This is a genomic window from Bacillota bacterium, from assembly GCA_033549065.1.
GTDB lineage: Bacteria > Bacillota > Dethiobacteria > DTU022 > DTU022 > JAWSUE01.
On the sequence record JAWSUE010000001.1, the window covers coordinates 185476 to 206995 of the forward strand.

24 protein-coding genes and 1 other annotated feature are annotated in these 21520 nt (G+C 41.5%); of the genes, 5 read left to right on the forward strand and 19 right to left on the reverse strand.

The annotated features are described in order from the left end of the window. The first annotated feature begins 48 nt into the window (after positions 1-48). On the forward strand, positions 49-1557 hold the full coding sequence (locus tag SCJ97_00880) for a sigma-54 dependent transcriptional regulator (protein ID MDW7738600.1): 1509 nt from the start codon (positions 49-51) through the stop codon (positions 1555-1557). 28 nt (positions 1558-1585) lie between these two features. On the opposite strand, the gene pheA is transcribed toward SCJ97_00880, so the two are convergent. From pheA to spoVG, 7 genes are all read right to left on the reverse strand, one after another. Beyond that, positions 1586-2413 carry a prephenate dehydratase gene (gene pheA / locus SCJ97_00885; GenBank protein ID MDW7738601.1) on the reverse strand — a complete coding sequence of 276 codons (828 nt, stop codon included), beginning with the start codon at positions 2411-2413 and terminating at the stop codon, positions 1586-1588. 1 nt (position 2414) lies between these two features. Next, positions 2415-3464, reverse strand: coding sequence for a 3-deoxy-7-phosphoheptulonate synthase (aroF, locus tag SCJ97_00890; GenBank protein ID MDW7738602.1), 1050 nt, complete (start codon positions 3462-3464; stop codon positions 2415-2417). A 74-nt stretch (positions 3465-3538) separates the two neighbouring features. Next, positions 3539-3807: a binding site (T-box leader), on the reverse strand. A gap of 28 nt (positions 3808-3835) precedes the next feature. Next, the gene (gene pth / locus SCJ97_00895) at positions 3836-4444 is read right to left on the reverse strand and encodes an aminoacyl-tRNA hydrolase (protein MDW7738603.1); all 609 of its coding nucleotides are present in this window, start codon (positions 4442-4444) and stop codon (positions 3836-3838) included. A 59-nt stretch (positions 4445-4503) separates the two neighbouring features. Further along, positions 4504-5187, reverse strand: coding sequence for a 50S ribosomal protein L25 (locus SCJ97_00900; protein MDW7738604.1), 684 nt, complete (start codon positions 5185-5187; stop codon positions 4504-4506). Positions 5188-5240: 53 nt separating this feature from the next. After that, a complete protein-coding gene (locus SCJ97_00905) occupies positions 5241-6194 on the reverse strand; it encodes a ribose-phosphate pyrophosphokinase (GenBank protein ID MDW7738605.1) in 954 nt (317 codons plus the stop codon). 123 nt (positions 6195-6317) lie between these two features. Further along, positions 6318-7307 (reverse strand): NTP transferase domain-containing protein, encoded by a 990-nt coding sequence (locus SCJ97_00910; protein MDW7738606.1) that lies wholly within the window; start codon positions 7305-7307, stop codon positions 6318-6320. Between the two features lie 82 nt (positions 7308-7389). Continuing rightward, entirely contained in the window at positions 7390-7665 is a 276-nt protein-coding gene (spoVG, locus tag SCJ97_00915; GenBank protein ID MDW7738607.1) for a septation regulator SpoVG, read from the reverse strand. Positions 7666-8020: 355 nt separating this feature from the next. Here spoVG and SCJ97_00920 point away from each other — a divergent pair, with 355 nt between their 5' ends. Continuing rightward, complete coding sequence (locus SCJ97_00920) at positions 8021-8908, forward strand: hypothetical protein (protein ID MDW7738608.1); 888 nt, start codon at positions 8021-8023, stop codon at positions 8906-8908. Between the two features lie 13 nt (positions 8909-8921). Here the strand turns inward: SCJ97_00920 and SCJ97_00925 are convergent, their stop codons facing one another. The 7 genes from SCJ97_00925 to rsmA form a co-directional block, all read right to left on the reverse strand. Beyond that, positions 8922-9701, reverse strand: coding sequence for a nucleotidyltransferase family protein (locus SCJ97_00925; protein ID MDW7738609.1), 780 nt, complete (start codon positions 9699-9701; stop codon positions 8922-8924). After that, complete coding sequence (gene ispE, locus SCJ97_00930) at positions 9694-10587, reverse strand: 4-(cytidine 5'-diphospho)-2-C-methyl-D-erythritol kinase (GenBank protein MDW7738610.1); 894 nt, start codon at positions 10585-10587, stop codon at positions 9694-9696. The genes SCJ97_00925 and ispE overlap by 8 nt, the downstream gene beginning before the upstream one ends. Positions 10588-10589: 2 nt before the next feature. Beyond that, the gene (locus SCJ97_00935) at positions 10590-11630 is read right to left on the reverse strand and encodes a nicotinate phosphoribosyltransferase (GenBank protein MDW7738611.1); all 1041 of its coding nucleotides are present in this window, start codon (positions 11628-11630) and stop codon (positions 10590-10592) included. 19 nt (positions 11631-11649) lie between these two features. Next, a complete protein-coding gene (locus SCJ97_00940; protein ID MDW7738612.1) occupies positions 11650-12165 on the reverse strand; it encodes an isochorismatase family cysteine hydrolase in 516 nt (171 codons plus the stop codon). Between the two features lie 259 nt (positions 12166-12424). Then, the gene (locus tag SCJ97_00945) at positions 12425-12688 is read right to left on the reverse strand and encodes a Veg family protein (protein MDW7738613.1); all 264 of its coding nucleotides are present in this window, start codon (positions 12686-12688) and stop codon (positions 12425-12427) included. Positions 12689-12843: 155 nt separating this feature from the next. Next, positions 12844-13320 (reverse strand): ribonuclease H-like YkuK family protein, encoded by a 477-nt coding sequence (locus SCJ97_00950; protein MDW7738614.1) that lies wholly within the window; start codon positions 13318-13320, stop codon positions 12844-12846. Between the two features lie 15 nt (positions 13321-13335). After that, positions 13336-14214, reverse strand: a complete 879-nt coding sequence (gene rsmA / locus SCJ97_00955) for a 16S rRNA (adenine(1518)-N(6)/adenine(1519)-N(6))-dimethyltransferase RsmA (protein ID MDW7738615.1) — start codon at positions 14212-14214, stop codon at positions 13336-13338. Between the two features lie 287 nt (positions 14215-14501). Between rsmA and SCJ97_00960 the strand changes: the two genes are divergently transcribed. Together SCJ97_00960 and SCJ97_00965 are read left to right on the forward strand one after the other, a co-directional pair. Then, entirely contained in the window at positions 14502-14828 is a 327-nt protein-coding gene (locus SCJ97_00960) for an SCP2 sterol-binding domain-containing protein (protein ID MDW7738616.1), read from the forward strand. Beyond that, entirely contained in the window at positions 14821-15681 is an 861-nt protein-coding gene (locus SCJ97_00965) for an SDR family NAD(P)-dependent oxidoreductase (GenBank protein ID MDW7738617.1), read from the forward strand. The genes SCJ97_00960 and SCJ97_00965 overlap by 8 nt, the downstream gene beginning before the upstream one ends. A gap of 108 nt (positions 15682-15789) precedes the next feature. Here the strand turns inward: SCJ97_00965 and SCJ97_00970 are convergent, their stop codons facing one another. Then, positions 15790-16617, reverse strand: coding sequence for a TatD family hydrolase (locus SCJ97_00970; GenBank protein MDW7738618.1), 828 nt, complete (start codon positions 16615-16617; stop codon positions 15790-15792). Then, positions 16580-18529: a methionine--tRNA ligase gene (metG, locus tag SCJ97_00975; GenBank protein ID MDW7738619.1), complete on the reverse strand. Its 1950-nt coding sequence runs from the start codon at positions 18527-18529 to the stop codon at positions 16580-16582. Before metG ends, SCJ97_00970 begins: the two co-directional genes overlap by 38 nt. A gap of 206 nt (positions 18530-18735) precedes the next feature. Here metG and SCJ97_00980 point away from each other — a divergent pair, with 206 nt between their 5' ends. After that, positions 18736-18978 carry an AbrB/MazE/SpoVT family DNA-binding domain-containing protein gene (locus tag SCJ97_00980; GenBank protein ID MDW7738620.1) on the forward strand — a complete coding sequence of 81 codons (243 nt, stop codon included), beginning with the start codon at positions 18736-18738 and terminating at the stop codon, positions 18976-18978. A 47-nt stretch (positions 18979-19025) separates the two neighbouring features. Here the strand turns inward: SCJ97_00980 and SCJ97_00985 are convergent, their stop codons facing one another. Genes SCJ97_00985 through tmk form a run of 3 tightly spaced genes read right to left on the reverse strand, consistent with a single transcriptional unit; the run spans position 19026 to position 21445 of the window. Further along, positions 19026-19826, reverse strand: a complete 801-nt coding sequence (locus SCJ97_00985) for a stage 0 sporulation family protein (protein MDW7738621.1) — start codon at positions 19824-19826, stop codon at positions 19026-19028. Then, the gene (locus tag SCJ97_00990) at positions 19814-20803 is read right to left on the reverse strand and encodes a hypothetical protein (protein MDW7738622.1); all 990 of its coding nucleotides are present in this window, start codon (positions 20801-20803) and stop codon (positions 19814-19816) included. Before SCJ97_00990 ends, SCJ97_00985 begins: the two co-directional genes overlap by 13 nt. Beyond that, positions 20804-21445, reverse strand: a complete 642-nt coding sequence (gene tmk, locus SCJ97_00995; protein MDW7738623.1) for a dTMP kinase — start codon at positions 21443-21445, stop codon at positions 20804-20806. Positions 21446-21520 lie beyond the last annotated feature (75 nt).

The window sequence follows — 21520 nt, forward strand, 5'->3', positions numbered from 1 at the left end:
TGATGCATTGAAAAGTATCTTAATTTCCTTTTAGCCGGAGGACTAAGCATGACCAGGAAAGCAAAATTCTTCATTGTCGATGATGAACGGGAAGTATGCAATTTTTTCAGTTATCTTCTTCACCAAAAAGGCCATGATGTTGTAACTGCAACATCAGGAGTAGAAGCTACTGCAAAACTTAAAGAGCATAAATTTGATACTGCCCTCGTTGATTTAAAGCTGCCTGATGCAAATGGGCTTGATATTCTGAGAGAAATCAAGAAGAATCAACCCGACTGCGAAGTGATAATTATAACCGGTTATTCAACCGTTAAATCGGCTGTAGAAGCTATTCAGCTTGGCGCCTTTGATTATGTGGAAAAACCATTCGCCGATATTGAGGAAATGGAAAATTTACTGGAACGTTCATTGAACGTAAGAGAAGACACAGAAAAATTATTTCTTGAACAGCAGGAGCTTGGATTTATAATCGGGAAAAGCCACCGGATGATTAACCTGATATCTGCTGCTCAAAAAATCGCAAAAAAAAATATAACGGTTTTGATCCAGGGAGAAACAGGAACCGGCAAAGAAGTTCTGGCCAGATACATACATTCCGTCAGCCACCGTACTGATCGTCCATTTCTCGCTTTTAACTGCGGTGCATTTACAGAAACCCTGCTCGAAAGTGAGCTTTTCGGACACGAAAAGGGATCATTTACCGGGGCAACACACAAGAAAAAAGGCATTTTTGAACTGGCCCATAAAGCAACATTATTTCTTGATGAAATTGATTCGGCCAGTCCGGCTATTCAGATTAAACTGCTCCGGGTACTTGAAACTGGAGAATTCCTCAGGGTTGGCGGGGAAGAAATGTGCAAGGTTGATGTCAGAATTATTACAGCTACTAATGCAAATCTGGCGCAAAAAGTTGCAAACAATGAGTTCAGGGAAGATCTTTTCTACCGCCTCGATGTCGCATCTCTTCATATACCACCCCTTCGTGAAAGACCTGAGGACATTGAGCTGTTTATTGATTACTTCCTGGACAAAGAATCCCAATTAAAACAAATACCTATGAAAAAATTCTCTACTGAAGCTATTGAACTGATAAAAAAACATGATTGGCCGGGAAATATCCGGGAGCTCTCAAACACTGTTGCCCAGTCACTACTGCTCAGCAAAGGATCACTTATTGAGGTTGAAGATCTTCCGGAAAGAATCAGCAGATGTCTACCGGAACAGGCACCCGATAAGGCATATGATGACCCTTCTGCTGCCGGAAAACAATTCGAATCATTTATATCTGTTGATTCCGAAGGTGCAAATCTGGCAGAACAGTTAATTAAGTTCGAGAATATACTCTTTAAGACTATAAATTACCGGAGAGGCTTTAATTTTGAGCTTTTCAGTAATGAAATAAACTGTTGGCGGGATAACTTGATGGCAAAAATCATTGAAAATGCACTTGAAGATACTTACGGAAATCAGGTTAAAGCAGCTCAATTGCTGGGCATAACTCCCCGTGCACTAAGATACCATCTGCAAAAACCAAAAAATTCGTCGACCCGCAGATAGCAAACTCCTAAATAGTTGTTACAGAAAATTACCGGTGAACCGGATATGAACCGAGCAGCTTTAAAAAGGGAACAGCCCCTTCAATGCTCTTCCATAATTCTTCTCTTCCAGGTTCATTTCGGTGCCCTTCACAGTCTATAAAAAACAGCCAATCTCCGATTATCTGCCTTGAAGGACGAGATTCAATCCGGGTCAGGTTAATATTACGCTCAGCAAAAAATCCTAAAATCTTGTACAGACTGCCGGCACCGTCGGGTATAGTCATAACCAGGGAAGTCTTGTCATTTCCTGTGGGAGGATGATCAGCATGGGAAAGCACAATAAACCTGGTTTGGTTTTCTACAACATCCTGAATTCCTTCCTTTAAAATACAGAGATTAAATAGATCAGCTGCTCTTTTAGGAGCAATCGCAGCAGCATCCTGAAAACAGGAAACCAATCTGGCAGCAGCAGCAGTGCTCTCAACAGGGATAAGCTCAGCATGCTTGAATTTATTTTCAAGAAATCCAGCACACTGACCCAAAGCATGAGGATGAGAAATAACCTGTAGGATATCTTCAAATTTTATTTTTTCAACAGCCATCAGGCACTGCCTGATGGGACAAATAATTTCATGACTGATATAAATCTCTGACAAACGCACCAGGTGGTCAAGAGTTGCCGCTATCCCCCCTTCTAGATTATTATCAAGAGGTACGATACTTTCTTCAACCTCTGAATCGACCACTGCTTTTATTACAGAAGGAATCGTTGGATATTCAATTAATTCCATATCTCTTTTACGACAATAGATCATAGCTGCTTCTTCGGAAAAAGTACCTCCCGGACCCAAAAAACCTAATTTTTTTCGTATCAATTTATACCCTACCTTCCTTCTGAATACTATTCTGCGAAGGCATAGATCTATTCATGGCAAGCGCAATCGGTGTTACGGCTTCCAGTAATTTCTCATAGTTTTCAGGGGTCAAAGACTGAGGGCCATCACACAAAGCTTCAGCAGGCTTGTGATGAACCTCTATCAATAAACCATCAGCTCCAGCTGCAACTGCCGCCTGAGAAAGGGGTGCCGCTAATCGCCAACTACCGCTTGAATGACAGGGATCTGCGATAACCGGTAGATGACTTAACTCTTTTGCCTGTGGTATTGCGCTGATATCAAGTGTGCTGCGGGTAGACGTTTCAAAAGTTCTAATTCCCCTTTCACAAAGTATAACCTGAAAGTTATTTTCGGCAAGAATATACTCAGCTGCCATCAGCCATTCCTCCAGGGTGGCCGCAAGACCTCTTTTTAAAAGGACAGGTTTATTACTGCGGCCAGCTTCACGAAGCAGAGAGAAGTTTTGCATATTTCTGGCACCGATCTGGAGAATATCTGTATAGCATGCAACCATTTCCACCTCCTGGGGGTTTAACACTTCGGTAACAATTTTTAGACCGGTCTCCAGCCTGGCAGTTTCCAGCATTTTAAGGCCATCCAATTCCAGTCCCTGAAAACTGTAAGGTGAAGATCGAGGTTTAAAAGCACCCCCTCTGAGAACCTGGGCGCCTGCTGCTTTCACTAAACGGGCAATCGTTAAAAGTTGTTCTTCATTTTCCACTGCACAAGGTCCAGCCATAAATATAAGTTCTTTTCCACCTATTTCGAGATCACCAATCTTGATCACACTATTAGTTTCTTTTGCCTGACGGCTTACCAGTTTGTAAGGAGCAGTTATCGGCACTACCCGTTCAACGCCAGCTAAAACTTCCAACCCGGTGGGGAATACTACCTTTTGTTCACCTACTGCACCAATTACTACCCTGCCCACACCTTGTATCCGGTGTGGCGAAAATCCCAATTCAACTAATTTTTCTTCAACATTCTCAACTTCTTTTTGAGCAGCTGACTGTTTCATTACAATAATCATTTATTGTTACCCCTTTTTAAAATCTACTGTACTTTTTTCGCATCAATATAAATAATAAATAAAAAATCCGCCCTTTAAGGGACGGATTAAAATCCGCGGTACCACCCAAATTGATGATTATCCACTCAATAAGTACGGGCATAAGATTTAATTCTGCCGATACCCTCTCCCTGTAACGGGGAAGAACCGTTAACACCTACTTTGCCTTATGAATATCCGGTTTTCAGTGCAAAACTTCGAAGGGAACTTCAACAAGCAGTTTCCCGGCCGGATTTTCAGCCATTGATCCAACCTCTCTGGAGAGTTGCTATGCTTGCCTACTTTCCTTCTGCATTGTTTTTTAAATATATATTGTGAGTAATCTTAACATATTAATCCTCTGAAGACAACCCCTGGTTAAAATTATTCATGGCTGTGTCAATACCGTCATTAATGAAGGTTAAAACTGCTTCTGCTGATTGGTCAACAGCACGATCAAATATCTCCTGATCCGGCTTTTCAATTTGCAGTAAAACGTAATCCGTAACTTCCAAATAATCTGGCGGTTGGCCAATACCGATTCGTAATCTTAAAAACTGATTGGTATCCAGAGAATCAATTACAGATTGGATTCCTTTATGGCCACCGCTCCCACCCTGCTTACGAATTCTGATCATTCCGGGAGGAAGATCCAGATCATCATAGATCACGAGCATATGCTCTAAATCTACCTGTAGATTGCGAAGGAGCTCAAAAACCGCCTTTCCGCTGAGATTCATATAGGTTAGAGGTTGAGCCAGGACAACCTCCTTATTATTATAAAAAGCTTTTGCAATAAGTGACCAGTGCTTCTGTTCAGGGTTCCCGGTTTTCAATCGCCGTGACAGGGCTTCAATTACCCGAAATCCTAAATTATGCCTGCTGCCTGCATATTTACTTCCCGGATTTCCAAGGCCGACAATAAGGTACATAAAACCACCCACTTCAAGGATATCAACCATTTGAAAAAAACAATGCCCCTCCGAAGAGGGGCATTTCTGAAAAAGACGGCTGTAATAAATTAACTTTCCTCTTCTGTTTCTTCTTCAGCAGGCTCTTCTTCAGTAACTTCTTCTCCAGCAGCTTCCTCGCCTTCTTCGAGTTCTTCCTCAACTGCCGGTTCAAGTTCTTCTTCCGCCATCGGGGCAAGGACTTGTGCCAGAGTAGTATCAGGAGGCGTGATCAATTCAAAAGCGCTCCCCAGATTAATACTCTCTGCTGTGATACTGTCGCCAATATTCAAATCTGATATATCAATATCAAATTGTTCAGGAATATCTGCGGGCAGACATTTAATGAGAACTTCACGGGTCGGCAGGGAAACAACTCCGCCTTCCGAGACTCCCACCGGTTCACCGGTAAAGTTCAGGTGAACAGCAACCTCGATCTTATCAGTCATGGAGATACGGATAAAATCAACATGTAAAATCCGATCATGATAGATCATATCTCTTTGAATATCTCTGAACATAACGGTTTCCTGACGGGTCTTTTTCCCTTTTGCTTTAACAGCGAGGTCAATCAGAACGTTGCTTCCGCCAGTTGTAAGAACCTGTCTTAAAGAACGTCCGTCCAGAACCAGGGGAAGGGTGTCGTCGCCCTTACCGTAAATAACCGCCAACACCTTGTCTTCTCCACGCAATTGATGGCGCTGACCCTTGGTCAAAGACGGGCGGGCTTGTGCTTCTAAAACCATTCTTTCCATTCATTCCAGCCTCCTTCTGCAATAGTATACTTCAGGAAGCGTTTAAGATCAACTCAATCAAAGAGTTCACTGACAGAAATTTTATTTTGAATACGCATTATTGCTTCTCCAATTAACGGCGCTACGGATAACTCCTTAAAACAACCACGTAGTCCCTTCAGCAAACCTTTGTCAACCGGTATAGTATTTGTATAAACTACTTCCGTAATTCTCGAGTCACTCAGGCGTTTCAGGGCGGGTCCTGAGAAAACCGGATGAGTGCAGCAGGCGTACACCTCTCTGGCTCCTTCTTCAAGAAGTGCTTCAGCACCCAGTGTTATTGTACCGGCGGTATCAATCATGTCATCAATAAATATTGCAGTTTTATCCTTAACATCACCGATGATATGCATAATTTCCGCTTTATTGGGAGCTGGTCTCTTTTTATCAATAATTGCTATAGGCATCATAAGCCGGTTAGCCAGTTCTCTTGCCCTGGTAACACCGCCAAGATCCGGTGATACTACAACTCCATTTATAATTTTTTTCTGCTTAATATAATTAGCCAAAATAGGTAGAGCCGTGAGGTGATCGAGGGGAATATTAAAAAACCCCTGTATCTGGCCTGCATGCAAATCCATTGCTACTACACGGTTTGCCCCGGCGGCAGTTATCAGATCTGCCAACAGCTTTGCGGTAATAGGATCACGAGCCCTGGTTTTTCGGTCCTGCCGAGCGTAAGCATAATATGGAACGACGGCATTAACTGATTTCACTGAAGCTCTCCTCAGGGCGTCAATTATGATTAAAAGTTCCATAATGCTTTCATTGATTGGGCTGCTCAAGGGTTGAATTAAAAAGGAGTTGGTACCTCTAACGCTTTCCCTGATACTTATCGCAATTTCTCCGTCGCTAAATCTGCTGACTTCACAGTCTCCGAGTGGGACGCCAATATAACAGGCAATTTGCTCCGCCAGGTTCCGGTTAGCGCTGCCACAGAAAATTTTCAACTCTTCGCCATTTACCAATTTAAACCCTCCTGCTGAGTACTTTGCATGCCAGACAGTGTTTTCTTCTCTTTTTCAATAATTATTTCCTGCCGTAGAAATCGTAATTTGTCAAATCATTAATATAACAACCCATAGGATTGCTTACGAAAGATTTGAAAAGAGATCTATCACAGTATTACTCTTAATTATGCTGTTTTCGACTGCGGAGAATCGTATAGCTACACCGTTATGAATTTTAGAGTTTTTCAGGTGAACATTTGGCCCGATAATACATTTATTCCCAATTGTTGTGTTCTTTTCAATAACTACATTAGGATAAATAATCGTATCCTGGCCGATAACAACATCATAATCAATGTATACAGAATCCGGGTCGAGCATGGTTACACCTCCGAGAAGCAGCTTTCGGTTTATCTTTTTTCTCATCAATCTTGTTGCTTCAGCCAACTGCTCGCGATCGTTGATCCCCAATCCAACCCTGCTGTCTCCTATCTTATATACTCCGACCTTATAACCATCCTTAGACAGCAAGGAAATAACATCGGTTAAATAATATTCCTTCTGAGCGTTATTATTTTTTATTAAATGGATATAATAATGAAGCAGCTTAAGATCAAAACAGTACATACCGGTATTAATTTCATGTATATCTTTTTCAGGCAGGGCAGCATCTTTTTCCTCGATAATTTTTTCTACGAGACCGAAGCGGTTCCGGATAATCCGGCCGTAGCCTGTGGGATTGTCCATCTCTACTGTGGCAACTGCTGCAGCTAAATTTTCTGACTGTGCAACAAGGCTTTCCAGATGATTGGCTTCTACCAGGGGGGTATCTCCACATAAAACCAGCAATTTCCCATCATCGGCCATTTCGTTTAATGCCTGTCTGACAGCATGACCTGTCCCAAGCTGTTTTTCCTGTAAAACAGCTCGCAATTGGCTGCCCAAAACCGGTTTGACAAGCGAAGCGCCGTGACCGATGACAACTGTAAGATCTGCTGTCAGGGTTACGGCGCTTTCAATAATATAATCGATCATTGGCCTGCCACAAAGAGGATGTAATACTTTGGGTAGTTTTGATCTCATCCTCTTGCCTTCTCCGGCAGCCAAGACCACAGCTCTGAGCTTTTCCATCATCAGTCCCCCAGATGTTGATTTACCATGCTGTCATTATACTGTAGATGGCCTTCGAAGAGCAAAAAATCAAAAAAATAAATTATACCTCTGATACAGTGCTCTCCACTTCTCTTGAGTATGCTTCCAAAACCGAATGCTGTATTTCTTCTCTTGTTTCCGCGTTAATAGGATGCGCAATATCCCGAAACTCCCCATTCGGTGTCCTCTTACTGGGCATAGCAACAAACAAACCACTATTACCCTCAATAATCCGTACATCATGAACTACAAATTGATCGTTAAGAGTAATCGAAACAATTGCTCTCATCTTCCCTTCCTGTGTTAACCTCCTGATGCGCACATCGGTAACCTTCACCCGGTCGTCACTCCTCCCAGCTTGTCTGTAAATAATAATAATTATGATTACTTACTTTTTCATAACTTCGACAACTTAGAGATAAATCCTTCTTGCATGAGAAATCATTCACTTAATTTACAAAACATATACCCATAACAACAATTAAAATTACTATCCTTATTTGAAGGATTAAATTAACCACGCAGAAATACCAACCTGCCAAACCCCATAAACAAGAGTAAAATAATATGTTATTATAATATTATAAACAAATTTAAGAGTTTTTCCAATTTATAACTTTACATTTTTTTGAACAGCAATGTGCGAAAAAGCGTAGGAGCATCTGGGAAATTAGTAAAAGAGGATGGTAAGAGTGAACCTTTCCGAGTTTGGCTTATTGGTAAAATCATTACGTGAGAGCAGTATGGATCCTTATGGTAACCGTTGGACACGTGAAAGCTTAAGCAGAGCGATTCACCTCAGTCCAAACCAGCTGGGTCGGCTGGAGAGAGGAGACAGGAAATACCTGGATAATCATATTCTTCAGCTATTGGCCGACTGCTTTAATCTTACCGCCCTGGAACGTAAGGAATTCTTATCTGCTGCTGTCGGGTTAGCAGATGAAGAGCTGTTTAACAAGGAAGAACCGGTGTTACAGCTGCAAAAATTGATGAATACCATCGAAAATCTTCAAATACCTGCTTTTATAATAGATGTTTACACTGATATTATAGCTTCCAATCATGCAATGATGAACCTTTTTTTAATTACTCCTGAAGTTTTTGATTACAGAAAAACGCTCCCGGCCGGAGATAACCTGCTTAACATAATCTATTCTTCTGAATTCGGCTGCAGGGAAATATTTGGTCCAGGTTGGAGAGATGTAGCCAATATTGAAATATTATTATTCCGCCGGTCGACATTGCGTTATAGAAATACAGCTTATTTTCAATATCTTTTCAAGGAACTGCTGAAAGAAAAACAGTTCGACATAGACTGGTATTCGAGTCACCGTGACCTCAAACACTATGACTTGACTTATGAGTTGTTTGATTACTGTCATCCCCGGTACGGACAGTTAAAATATATTGCAACAGAAACAATTATTAATACCCGAAAAGGTGACTTATACTCGATATTATATAATCCAATCGATCATGCCACTAAAGAAATTTTTACCGGATTGATCAGCCCTGAAGGCAACAAAGTAATACCCGTTGGGGATTGGCCTGAAAAAAAGATGCATAGAAGAGTTCGGTGACCAGGATAACTGATTAATTTAACTGGAAAAATTCCGGAGTTGATGACAAAATCTCCTTTACCAGGTCAAGGTCACTGGGTTTGTCTACATCAATTCCCACTTCAACACAATCACACTGCACCGCTTTTGCTTTTAAGTACATCAGCTTTGATAAATACTTTTCAAGATCTACCAGTGAAAGGGTTTTTAAGAAATACTTGATAATCAGAATCAAGGGCAAAATGCGCATTAATTTAAGTGGTTTTTTACGGTAAGATACAAACATTTCCAACCGTTTCCGGTTTTTTAGGTACCAGTCAGAACGAACAAGCGCAACATTTCCACCAGTCAGATAGCCCTCTTTTAGCCGTACATATGTCCTGATGTTTTTCGGGTATTTCTCCATACAAGTTTCCCTGGTCAGCACAGGGTAATAGAGATCAGCATCATGAGGAAGACAAAGTTCAATAAATCGATCAATTACTTTGCTGGTAATCAGCGGAATGTCACCGGTCACAATTAAACATAAACTATCGCGCTCAATTATTTCAAATCCTGCGGCCAAATTTTCTAACATACTCTCCTTTTCTGCAACAATATCAAATTTAAAACCCTTCTGGCGCAGGGTTTCGAGATCTTCAGCCGGTCCTACAACAATAATTTTTTTTACCGATTCTGAACTCTCAAGCGCTTCAATAATATAAGCAAGCAAAGTCTTCCTGTAAATTTCAATAAAAGCTTTATTGAAAACCCCTTGCTGTTCGGTCAGCGCATCAGACTTTCCGCTGCCTGCCAGCACAATAGCGTTAAACATCTAACCACTCCTCATTGCCAGACATTGTCCAGCATAAATATGCTGAATCTCCTTCCTGGTTAATTGCATGGGAGACATTACGGGCCAACGAATATTGCTCAAAAAGCATAAATAAAGTAGGTCCGCTTCCTGAAAAAAGAGGCATCAGCCCAAGATTAACGAGCCTTCGCTTTAACTGCTGCACTTTATCGAAACCTGGGCCCCTTACAGTTTCCAACGTGTTTGTTTTCCCTGCTTGAAGCCAGTCAAGTATACCTCGTTTTGATTTATTTCTGATCGCCTCAATCAATGGTATAATAACAGGGTTTCCGAAATTTCTTTGATCCAGGGCACCGTAAGCCTCAGCCGTCAATATTTTTATCCCTTTTGGTACAGCCAAAACCACCCAAAAAAATGGTAGAGCAGGAAGCCTTTCAATTATTTCTCCCCTGCCCATTGCCAATGCCGTACCCCCGCCCAGACAAAAAGTAACGTCGGAACCTAACTGGGATGCTAAGTTATTTAATTCATCTTTACTAAAACCTAAATTCCAGAACCTGTTTAATCCAATTAATGCAGCGGCTGCATCGCTGCTTCCGCCAGCCAATCCTGCCTCTAAAGGTATATTTTTATAGAGGGTTATTGCTACACCACCGAGTTTTTCCCCTGCTTTCTCCTCCAGAAGTTGAACAGCTTTAAAAACCAGGTTATCCGGACCGGATAACGCCTGAACTGTACAGCTAAACCTACAATTCTTGTCAGGATACGGCTCAAGTACGATTAGATCGGCCAGTGATATCTGCTGCATGACTGACTCCAGTTCATGATAACCATCAGGACGGCGGCTTAGTACATTCAGCCCAAGGTTTATCTTTGCTGAAGCCCTGATTACCTGTCTAGTTCTCATTTTTATTTCACTTTTACCAACCGTTTATTTTCGGTTATTCCAGGAATACGCCCCCGCTTGGCTAAAACTTTACCCTTAACTTCTTTTAAATCCATAGTCATATCGATTGCAGGAGCCCTGGAAATATAACTGCCAACACCAAAGGCATCTGCTCCTGCTTCTACCAACAAACTAATTCTTTCCGGGTTCAAACCTCCTGATACAACGATTTTAACATGTTCATAACCAGCCTGATTCAACCTTGCTCTTGTTTCTTTAACTAATCCGGGGGTTACGCCTCCACGTTCTCCGGGAGTATCAAGGCGGATTCCGTCAAGTTTTTTCCCAAGCGCCTCTGCTACTCTCAAAGCCTCTTCAGTTTCGTCTTTAAAGGTATCAACCAAAATAATCCTTGGAGCATCTTCAGGGACGAACCGGTCATAAGCTGCTGCCAGTTCCACGGTATCTCCCACAATTAGAAATGCAGCATGGGGGATGGTTCCTACTGGAGTCCTGTTTAAGAGCAGGGCACCAAGAATACAACTGCAGGCATCTGCACCCCCAATAACTGCCGCCCTTTCCATAACAGGAGCGACTGCCGGATGCAGATGTCGAGCGCCGTAACAAATTACAGTACACTCACCGGCAGCTTCCTTACAAGTTCTGGCAGCTGTTGCCCAACCACTTGAACTGGCCAATATCCCTAATAATGGGGTTTCATAAATCCCAAAGTCCCCATACTGCCCTTTGATTCTCAATACTACTTCCTTTTCTTCAATTTCTGCACCTTCAGGCAGAGCCCATATTTCGAGATTACGGTTACGAAGCAAGTATAGTGACTCATCTATTCCGGCAAGGATACCCGGTCTTGAGGAAAATATTTCAGCAGTTACTTCTGTGTCGGCAAGCTTCATAGAGCCAAGTAAATCCCTTGTCCGGACAAAGTAAACATCGCTTGTCAGCCCGCATTCAATTTCTGAGGCTGTAGCTGAAAATAACCTGTTGTCCACTTCGAGTTTAATTGATGCAATATCCTTCAAGGTAACAAAATCATTTGAGTTCATAAGATTCCTCCGGGTATCTTCAGATAAGAGTTACTCCCAGCGTTTTTTCCATTTCTCTAAGGGCAAAATTATGTGCGTCGTGATCAAAACTGGCTACAGCCTCAACCGGAACCGTTACCCTGTAGCTCAGCATGCGGGCCAGAGCAGCAGTGTATAAAATACAAATATTTGTTACGCAACCAACCAGTTCTACATCTGAAACACCATGATCTCTAAGTGTCAAATCAAGGTCAGTGCCAAAAAAAGCGCTATACCTTCTTTTATGTATTATTTGTTCATTGTCAAGTGGAAGCAGTTCAGAGACTATTTCATCTCCCCCGGATCCTTTCAAACTGTGTGGGGGAAACATCTCAAACTCACGATCATCATTAAGGTGGCGATCGCATATGTATATTACTAATTTATTTTCTGAACGGTATATATCAATTCTTTCCTTGACAGCAGGGACAAGTATATCAGCAACCGGGCCTATATATAAAGCTCCTCCAGGATCAATAAAATCATAAATCATATCAATTACCAACAGTGCTTTCATCTGTCTACCTCCTTCGCATCAATCACTAATTGTCAGCCCTATTTTTCGCTATTCTACAAAAGCATTTATAATCCTGCCCATATGGCTTCCGGTACTCGCTTACTTGTATTCATAGAAAGCTTTACCTGTCTTTTTTAACAAAATAAAACCGGATCTTTAAATGACCCGGTTTAAATTTAACTCATCCTTGTGGAGGCACCCTATATCCATTTTCTTTCTGCGGACTGGGCAGTTGATCATAATTTCTCCTGCTTATAAACTACAATCCCACTGATCGCCTCATGCTTCCTTCACCAAAACTCAGTTCCACAGTTTCGGTAAGTACATCTGCGTAACTGAAAGAAAGCCTTTGATAATAATTGTTCTCATCTACTCTTACAATAAAGATTGAAGGGTAGATACTTTCTAACACACCTTCTTTTTCATACGTCTTACGACGACCGCGGTTGGCGCGAAGCTTGATCTTTTCACCAAGGTGTGATTCCAGCTTTTTGCGGATTTCAAATAGGACATCTTTAGCCACCATTTAAAACCACCTTATAAGTATTCTAATCGTAATTATAACATAATTTCAGACAATTAGTCAAGAAAGACCAAGTTAAAGGACGTAAGCAAAAGAAGGCGGGTAATAAACCGTGGATCAGAATGGAAATAAGCCTCAATAGGCCATACTATCCCTTATTTGGTAAACCGATCTGCAACCGTAGTGGCTCCAAATGAATCTGGCTTGATACAGGCCTGGTAGCCGCTGCCGATGACAATCCCAACAACTTCTTTGATTATATCTCTGGTTTCACCCTTTTCTCCGACATCCAGGTGAATTTCAACATTAAGATGAAGATCACTGTTCTGGGCTAACTTTTCTGTCAGGCGGGTCGCCACTTCCAGGCTTAAGAAAGTTTCATAGTAAATACGCTGCCTCAGGCTTTCCATATAGCGTGTTTTCTGTTTATGATAATAAAAACGTCCACCTTTACCAATACGGTGAACGACCACAGCAGTAACAAATATGACACAGTCATTTAAAAAGGAATGTGAATCGGTTCCGATGATCAATTTGTAGGAGTCATCAGGGTATTCATTGGTATATTTTACTAATTCAGCAAATAAATCTTCAAACTCAATCTGCCCTCTGGACGGGCTGGTAAAAAGCATTAAGGTAACGACCTTTCAGCTTAATTTGCTAAGAACATTATAAGTGATTCTGGATAGCAATGCAAACTGTTCAACCGACAGCTGTTCCGGCCTGATTCCGGGATCTATTGCTGCTTCACTCAATAGAAGATGAATCTGTTCTTTTGAGAGCGGCATATTTTCTTTAAGACTGTTAAGGATTGTTTTTCGACGCTGCTGAAAAGCAGCTTGTACTATTTGCCAGAATAGCTTTTCTTCACCTGCATTTACTGTGTGAATTTTCGGATGTAAATTAATTACAGCCGAACTTACTTTTGGTTTCGGCCAAAAAACATTCTTTGAAATGTCAAAAAGATACCGCCCTTCGGCATAATAACTGCATATTACAGAGAGACTGCCATAATTTTTCTCTCCCGGTTTTGCCAAAAGCCTATCTGCAACCTCTTTCTGAAACATCAATATTGCATTTGAAAAAGGAAATGACGCCCTGAAAAGATTATACATAAAGGGTCCGGAAATATTATATGGCAGGTTGGAAATTAGCTTAACAGTTGCCGGTATATTAAATAGCTTAAAAAAATCTGTCCAGTTTATTTTGAGAACATCCTTTTCTATAATGCGAACATTATCCTCATGTCCGTAGAAATCATCCAGTAGATTTACAAGCCCACTATCTATCTCAATCACAAAGAGATCTGCTCCCACACCGGCAATTGCACCGGTAAGAGCACCTGCACCGGGACCGACCTCAATAATTGTATCATCTGCAGATATGTCGGCAGCATCAACAATTTTTCGTACAACATTGGAATCAATCAAGAAATTTTGCCCATACTGCCGCAGAGGGTGTAATCCATATCGGTCAAAAAGCATTACGATTTCTCGCGGTGAAGTAACATTTGGCTTTTGAGACATGCCTATACTCCTCCTGAATCCTGCTGAACTGATTTTTATTCTACATTCTAAGCTTTGCTAGAGTCAAATATATTATTAATTATCGCAATTGCTTTAAAATTACTATTTGGGATTGATTAATCTCAAAAATATGATGACAAATCAGCTTAAATGCTTTATAATATATTTTACAATAGTAATAATTCACCTGTTTAAGCAATTTCAGTTCCGAAAGGAGGGCAGTAATTCGCTTTAAACTTATTCCAAACCGTTATACTTGAAATTATTTTAAGGAGGCGTTATTTTTAATGGCAGACTTAAAAGAAATATTAGGCAACCTTACTACAAAAATTGAAGCAGCCGACCCGGCAAAAATGAAAGGGGTTAGTGCTGTATACCAGTTTGACCTTACTGGAGACTGTGGAGGAGTATTCCATGTCGCTGTAGATGATGGAAAACCAACCGTGGTTGAAGCTGCTCATGACAACCCGAATATAACCATTTCCATGGCCGCGGAAGACTTCAACAACATGCTGGACGGCAAGCTAAATGCTACTTCTGCATTTATGGCCGGTAAACTTAAAGTAAAAGGTGATATGTCTCTGGCAATGAAGCTTCAGAGCCTGCTTGGTTAAGTATCTGCTTCAGAAAGGATTGAATTCCGTGTTCAACCTGGAAGGCAAAGTTGCCCTTGTAACAGGGGGGTCCCGAGGCCTGGGCAGAGCAGATGCTCTTGCTTTAGCCAAAGCCGGAGCAGATGTGATCATTACAGATATCTTACTGGAAAGCGATCAATCTAATGATGTTAACCGGTTTGGACCTCTTGCCCAGGTGATGAAAAGCAAGGGCATAGTTTATACAGAACAGACTGCGAAAGATATTATAAAAATGAACCGCCGGGCAGCTGCCTTTAAAATGGATGTTACCAACCGGGAGCAGGTGGCTGAGGTTATATCCGGGGTTGTGGAAGAATTTGGTCGCATTGATATACTGGTCAACAATGCAGCTGCTCTGGATCATGTAGCTACCATTGAAAATCAGAGCGATGAGCTTTGGGAACGAGATTTGAAAATTAATCTAACCGGTGCATACAACTGTGCAAAAGCTGTCTGGCCATATATGAAATCACAGCAATGGGGCAGAATAATAAATATGGCTTCTGTTGCCGGCACGATGGGTGGCTTTGGCCAGGCCAGCTATTCTTCAACAAAAGCTGCTGTGCTTGGTTTAACAAAGAGCCTGGCCCTGGAGGGTGCACGATATAATATTACTGTCAATGCTATAGTTCCAGGCATTATTGGAACGGAAGCATGGAAAAGCGGTAACCCTAAAATGAATGAACGAATGATCGCCCGCACTGCTTTCCGAAAGCCGGGCGAGCCGGAAGATATTGCTCATGCCATAGTATTTCTGGCTACAGAAGAAGCCCGTTATATAACCGGCGTAGGCCTCAATGTTTCCGGAGGCATAGAGCTTTTTACTTTTTGAACTGGTAAAAACTAATTTTCTGTTTTTTAAAAACGCTTCTCTTTTTACTTTGAAAAGAAGAAGCGTTTTTATATGTTCATCATACTATGCCGTTTTCTTAAGTATTACCTAATCCCGATCCACCAGATTATCAGAAAAAAGACGTATAGCATTTAAATATACTTGCCCGGCAAGTTTATCAAGATCTTGATGCAGTTCCAGTGCAACCCTTTCATAAGTGAGAAGTATGTATGCAGGTTCGTTACGCTGACTGCGATAAGCCTGTGGTGGCAAATACGGTGCATCTGTTTCAAGCAATAACCTGTCCGGGGGAATATGTTTCAATAGATCACGAAGTTCGTGTGAACGAGGATATGTAACCGGGCCGGCAATAGATATATAAAAACCCAAACCGAGAAATTCCTCAGCCTGCTTGATACTGCCTGAAAAGCAGTGCATAACTCCCACTTTATCAGGCAGGTACTCTTCTTTCAAAATTTGCAAGGTCTCAGGATGAGCTTCACGGCTATGAATAATTAAAGGTTTATTCACCCTACAGGCTAAACGAACATGATCCCGAAAAACCTCTTCCTGTTTTTCCCGGGGTGAAAGATTACGGTAAAAATCCAGGCCCGTTTCACCAATAGCTAAAACTATATCTGAACGAGCCATCACTTCCAGTCTCTCAAACCACCCGTAAGCTGCCCTTGTTGCACTGTGTGGGTGTATACCAACTGAAGCGCTGATAAATGGGTATTTCTTGCTTAGTTCAACTGACTTCATCGAACTGGTTTCATCAGCTCCGGCATTAAGTATTGCTACTATTCCGGCACCTCTGGCTCGATCAATTACCTGGTCCAGATCATTTTTGTACTGGGGGAAATCCAGGTGGGCATGTGAATCAATGAGAACAGTCAAATCAGCTAACCCTGCTTCCGGGACTGATCGGTTTTTCAACAGCGGTTAACGCAAGCCGGCCTTCCTGGTCGGTAGCAGCTAAAAGCATACCCTGGGAAAGGACACCGCGTAGTTTAACCGGCTTAAGGTTTGCCACAAAAAGCACCTGTTTCTCGATCAGTTCATCGGGTTTATAGTGTTCGGCTATTCCAGCCACAACCTGCCGCCGTTCACTTTCCCCCAGAGAAACTTCTATTTTCAGCAGTTTATCAGACTTTGGAATTTTTTCTGCAGCTATTATTGTCGCTACACGCAAATCAACTGTCTGAAATTGATCGAGGCTGATCAAACCTTCATCCTTTTCAACAGTATCTGAAGATGCTTCTACATCTTGTGTTTGTCCACCCTGCATTTCCCTGATTTCTGCCTGTAAGTTGAGGCGGGGGAATAAGTCTTCGCCCCTCTCTACGATAGTACCCGGCTGCATAAGTCCCCAACTCATCAAACTTTCCCAGCTCTGCAATTCCTTTTTATCTCTCACTCCGAGCTGACTCCAGATCAATTCCGGAGATCTCGGTAAAAATGGCTGTAACATAGCAGCAATGAAACGGATACTTTCAATCAGATTATATATAACGGTGCCAAGACGCCCCTGTTTCGCTGGATCTTTAGCCAATTCCCATGGCATGTTCTCATCGATATATTTATTGCTGCGTCGGACTAATTTCCAGAGTTCAGCTAAAGCATCACTGGTTTTAAGTTGATCCATAAATACTTCCATAACTTTAGGAGTCTCCAGTGCCAGATTTTTTAATTCTCTGTCGCTGGTTTCATTATCAATTTCCGGAGAAGGAAGTTCTCCATCGAAGTATCGTTCTGCCATTGTCAGAGTCCTGCTGACCAGATTGCCCAGATCATTTGCCAGATCACTATTAATTCGTGTAATAAACGATTCAAGACTGAAAATACCATCCTGTCCGAAAGGAATTTCTCTTAAAAGAAAATAACGCAGAGCATCAGAGCTGTAACGCTCTGCCAATACAAGAGGGTCAACCACATTGCCTTTTGATTTTGACATTTTCCCATCCTGTAGCATCAACCAACCATGGCCAAAAACTGTTTTTGGCAAAGGTTGATCGAGGGCCATTAGGAAAATAGGCCAATATATAGTATGAAATCGCAAAATATCTTTTCCGATTAACTGAACATCAGCAGGCCAAAAAGTTTCGTAAATACTACCCTCTTCACCAAAACCTAAAGCAGTAATATAATTACTCAGAGCATCAAGCCACACATAGATTACATGAGATGGATCAAAAGGAACAGGAATGCCCCAGTTAAAAGAAGTTCTCGATACACAGAGATCCTCTAATCCCGGTTTAAGAAAATTGTTGATCATCTCGTTTTTTCTTGATGCAGGCAGGATAAATTCAGGATTATTTTCTATATGCTCCATCAGTCGATCGGCGTATTTAGACATCCTGAAAAAGTATGCCTCTTCAGCAATCAGTTCAACATCACGGCCACAATCAGGACATTTACATTCAACTAACTGCCGTTCTGTCCAGTATGCTTCACAGGGTGTACAATACCATCCTTCATACCTCCCCTTGTAAATATCACCCTTTTCATAGAAATGGGTAAATATACGGGCAACTTTTTCCTTATGTCGTTCTTCTGTAGTCCTTATAAAGTCATCATAGGATATATCAAGCTCTTTCCATAAACCCTTTATCCAGGCCACAATTTCGTCAACAAAAGCCATGGGGGGTTTTCCTGCTGCATCAGCCTGGCGCTGTATTTTCTGCCCGTGTTCATCGGTTCCTGTAAGAAACCAAACCTTATAACCTGTCAGGCGCTTAAACCGGGCCATCGCATCAGCAGCAACCGTGGTATAGGAATTCCCTACATGAAGTTTGTTACTCGGATAATAGATGGGGGTTGTTATATAAAATGTTTTATTTCCCGCCAATTTCCGGCCTCCTCCACTGCCATAAGATGTCGTTATTATATCAGAGCATAAATTACTGTCAAGGTAATCAGAAATTGGGAATACTTCCATGTAATATTTTTGTAAAGCTGAATATATTGGGAAAAAAACTATTGACTTGCCATGTCAATTACTGGTATAATATCCAAACCAGCCTTGCTCCATTATGAAGAAAAGGAGGAAATGATTTGAAATCAACAGGGATTGTAAGAAAAGTTGATGAACTTGGCCGGGTAGTTATTCCTATTGAATTACGACGTACACTGGGGATAGAAGTCAAAGATGCTCTTGAAATTTACGTAGATGCTGAAAAAATTATCCTTAAAAAATATGAACCTGCCTGCTTATTCTGTGGAAATGCCGATAATGTTAAACACTTCGGAAATCGTATCGTTTGCCGGGAGTGTATTGACAAATTAGCAAAAGATTAATATTTTTGTTAAATCCTAAGGGGCACGGTCTTACCGTGCCCCAGTCATTATGGCATATCAACCTCTTCGACCGGAAATTCTCTTATATAGCCCGACTCAGATAATTTTACTATAACAGTTTGTTTTCTATGGTTTATATCCTTTACTTCCCCTTCTCCATCAGGGGTTAGTACAAGTGATCCCTGCTTGGGGAGTTCTGCACGGGCATCTTCATACGAACTTGCTTCATAACGAAGGCAACACATTAACCTACCGCAAACTCCCGATATTTTTGTAGGGTTTAGTGATAAATTCTGTCCTTTTGCCATTCGAATCGACACCGGTTCAAAATCTTCGAGAAATGTACTGCAGCAAAAAGCCCGCCCACAGGGGCCAATACCACCTTTTATCTTGGCTTCATCCCGAACTCCAATTTGCCTCAACTCAATACGGGTTTTAAATATTGAAGCTAAATCTTTTACCAGTTCTCTGAAATCTACCCGCTCTTCAGAAGTAAAATAAAAAATGATCTTATTACGATCAAAAGTATATTCAACAGTGACAAGCTTCATATCCAGTCCGTGTTCTTTAATTTTTTGCTGACACTTTTCGAAAGCAGCAGCTTCCTTCTCAACATTCTCCTCCGCCTGACGGCAATCAGCTTCGGAAGCAACTCTAATCACTTTTTTCAGGGGTAATACCAATTCTACTTCAGGCACTTCCCTGACATCCAAAACAACATTTCCTATTTCCTGACCCCTTGCAGTTTCAACAATAACCCGATCACCCTGCGTTAATCTATCTGATCCAGGCTCGAAATAATAAACCTTTCCGGCTGGTTTAAACCTAATCCCGACTACTGTTGGCATCTGCTTAACCTCCCCTGAGTAATAATAAGCATTTTTTCTATCAATAAGCGACGATTAACATTGGTTTCTGCAAGTTGATTGGCGGTTTCGTTAATCAATAGTATGGTCTCTTCCAAAATATCCGGAGTCAGATTATCCAGCCCCGATGATGTTTGATCCGGATTTGCTGTAAATCTTTCATTTTTAATAAACAGCCTGACTATGCTATCGCGAAATATCATACATAAAAGCTCTAAAAAAGATATAAGATCCTCTCTCTCTGCCAGGGTGGCAGCCCAAGAGATTAGCTGGCGGACTGAATCGCGTCCTGAGGCCAGGTTCGAAACAAGTGTTTTTGCCTCTTCAAACCGATTTGCAAAATCTTCATTGTGGGCAAGATTCAATGCATAGCCCGGTATACCGCCTGAGATACCGGCCATTAAATAAGCGTGCTCTTCTGAAACATTAGTTCTGTCCTGCAATAACTCTATTATTTCAGTTCTGCTCAACGGCTGCAAGGTATATCGTTGGCACCTTGATAAAATGGTATCAATTATCTTCCCGGGCTGTTCAGATAGCAAAATAAAATATAACCTATCCGGCGGTTCCTCGAGTATCTTCAGCATCGATGATGAAGCTTCAGCTGTCATGGTTTCTGCCTGTTCAATCAGACAAACCTTATTTCCGCCAAGCAGAAAAAATTTTTCACGAAGATTTCTAATCTGATCAATCTTTATATTACGTCCATCAGGTTTAACAATAAAATATTCAGGATGATTCCCACTAAGAAAACGACGACAGGGATCACATACCTGGCATGATTCAACTCCATCACGGTCTTTACAGAACAAGGCCTGGGCAAGCGCACTGCCCCAACTTTTCTTTCCAATTCCTGCCTGCCCGGTTATTAATATTGCATGGCTTACTTGGTGTAAATCTAGATTTTTTGACAATAATTCACGAGCTTCTGGTTGCCCTATTAATAAAGTTGAATTCATTTAAACTTCCTTTGTTAACCTTTTATTTGTCAATTCTTTCACATAACCGCCGATCAGTTTTTCCTGATCCTCAATTCCCTTAGAGGCATTGATAACGATAAAGCGATGTGGTTCCATCCGGGCCAATTCCAGATATCCATCCCTTACTCTATGGTAATAAGCCAGATCATTTTGCTCCATTCTGTCATTATTATTACCTCTTCTGGAAAAAGCTTCGGAAACCGGCAAATCGAGCAAAAAGGTCAGGTCTGGAGAAATTCCCCTTGTTACCTTGTGATTTAATTCACGGATCCAAGAAATATCAGCGCCTCCACCATATCCCTGGTAAGCAAGAGTAGAATCAGTATAGCGATCACAAATAACCAGTTTGCCGGCCAACAAAGCAGGAATTATAATCTGATCGGCTAATTCAGACCGTGCGGTCATATAGAGGAGTAGCTCACACTGCAGTGAAAGAGGGTAATCATTCTGTAATAGTATTTTCCTGATGTCTTCTCCGGCGGGAGTTCCACCCGGTTCACGAACTGAAACAAATGGGATATTTTGCCATGAAAGAAATTGCTGCAACCTGCTAACCTGGGTTGATTTTCCGCAGCCGTCAATTCCTTCAAGAGTTATTAAGTATCCTCGCGAGATAAACACCCTTTCATCTAGCTATTTGTTCTTTTATCCGATAATCCAATTATCTTCAGTTTACCAAAAAAATGCAGACTTATA

Coding starts and splice junctions, on each gene's coding strand:
- SCJ97_00880 (MDW7738600.1), top strand. CDS start 49: ATGACCAGGAAAGCAAAATTCTTCATTGTCGATGATGAACGGGAAGTA.
- aroF (MDW7738602.1), bottom strand. CDS start 3,464: ATGATTATTGTAATGAAACAGTCAGCTGCTCAAAAAGAAGTTGAGAAT.
- pth (MDW7738603.1), bottom strand. CDS start 4,444: ATGGTTGATATCCTTGAAGTGGGTGGTTTTATGTACCTTATTGTCGGC.
- SCJ97_00900 (MDW7738604.1), bottom strand. CDS start 5,187: ATGGAAAGAATGGTTTTAGAAGCACAAGCCCGCCCGTCTTTGACCAAG.
- SCJ97_00910 (MDW7738606.1), bottom strand. CDS start 7,307: ATGGAAAAGCTCAGAGCTGTGGTCTTGGCTGCCGGAGAAGGCAAGAGG.
- SCJ97_00925 (MDW7738609.1), bottom strand. CDS start 9,701: ATGTTTAACGCTATTGTGCTGGCAGGCAGCGGAAAGTCTGATGCGCTG.
- ispE (MDW7738610.1), bottom strand. CDS start 10,587: ATGAGAACTAGACAGGTAATCAGGGCTTCAGCAAAGATAAACCTTGGG.
- SCJ97_00935 (MDW7738611.1), bottom strand. CDS start 11,630: ATGAACTCAAATGATTTTGTTACCTTGAAGGATATTGCATCAATTAAA.
- SCJ97_00940 (MDW7738612.1), bottom strand. CDS start 12,165: ATGAAAGCACTGTTGGTAATTGATATGATTTATGATTTTATTGATCCT.
- SCJ97_00950 (MDW7738614.1), bottom strand. CDS start 13,320: ATGCTTTTTACCAGCCCGTCCAGAGGGCAGATTGAGTTTGAAGATTTA.
- rsmA (MDW7738615.1), bottom strand. CDS start 14,214: ATGTCTCAAAAGCCAAATGTTACTTCACCGCGAGAAATCGTAATGCTT.
- SCJ97_00960 (MDW7738616.1), top strand. CDS start 14,502: ATGGCAGACTTAAAAGAAATATTAGGCAACCTTACTACAAAAATTGAA.
- SCJ97_00985 (MDW7738621.1), bottom strand. CDS start 19,826: ATGCCAACAGTAGTCGGGATTAGGTTTAAACCAGCCGGAAAGGTTTAT.
- SCJ97_00990 (MDW7738622.1), bottom strand. CDS start 20,803: ATGAATTCAACTTTATTAATAGGGCAACCAGAAGCTCGTGAATTATTG.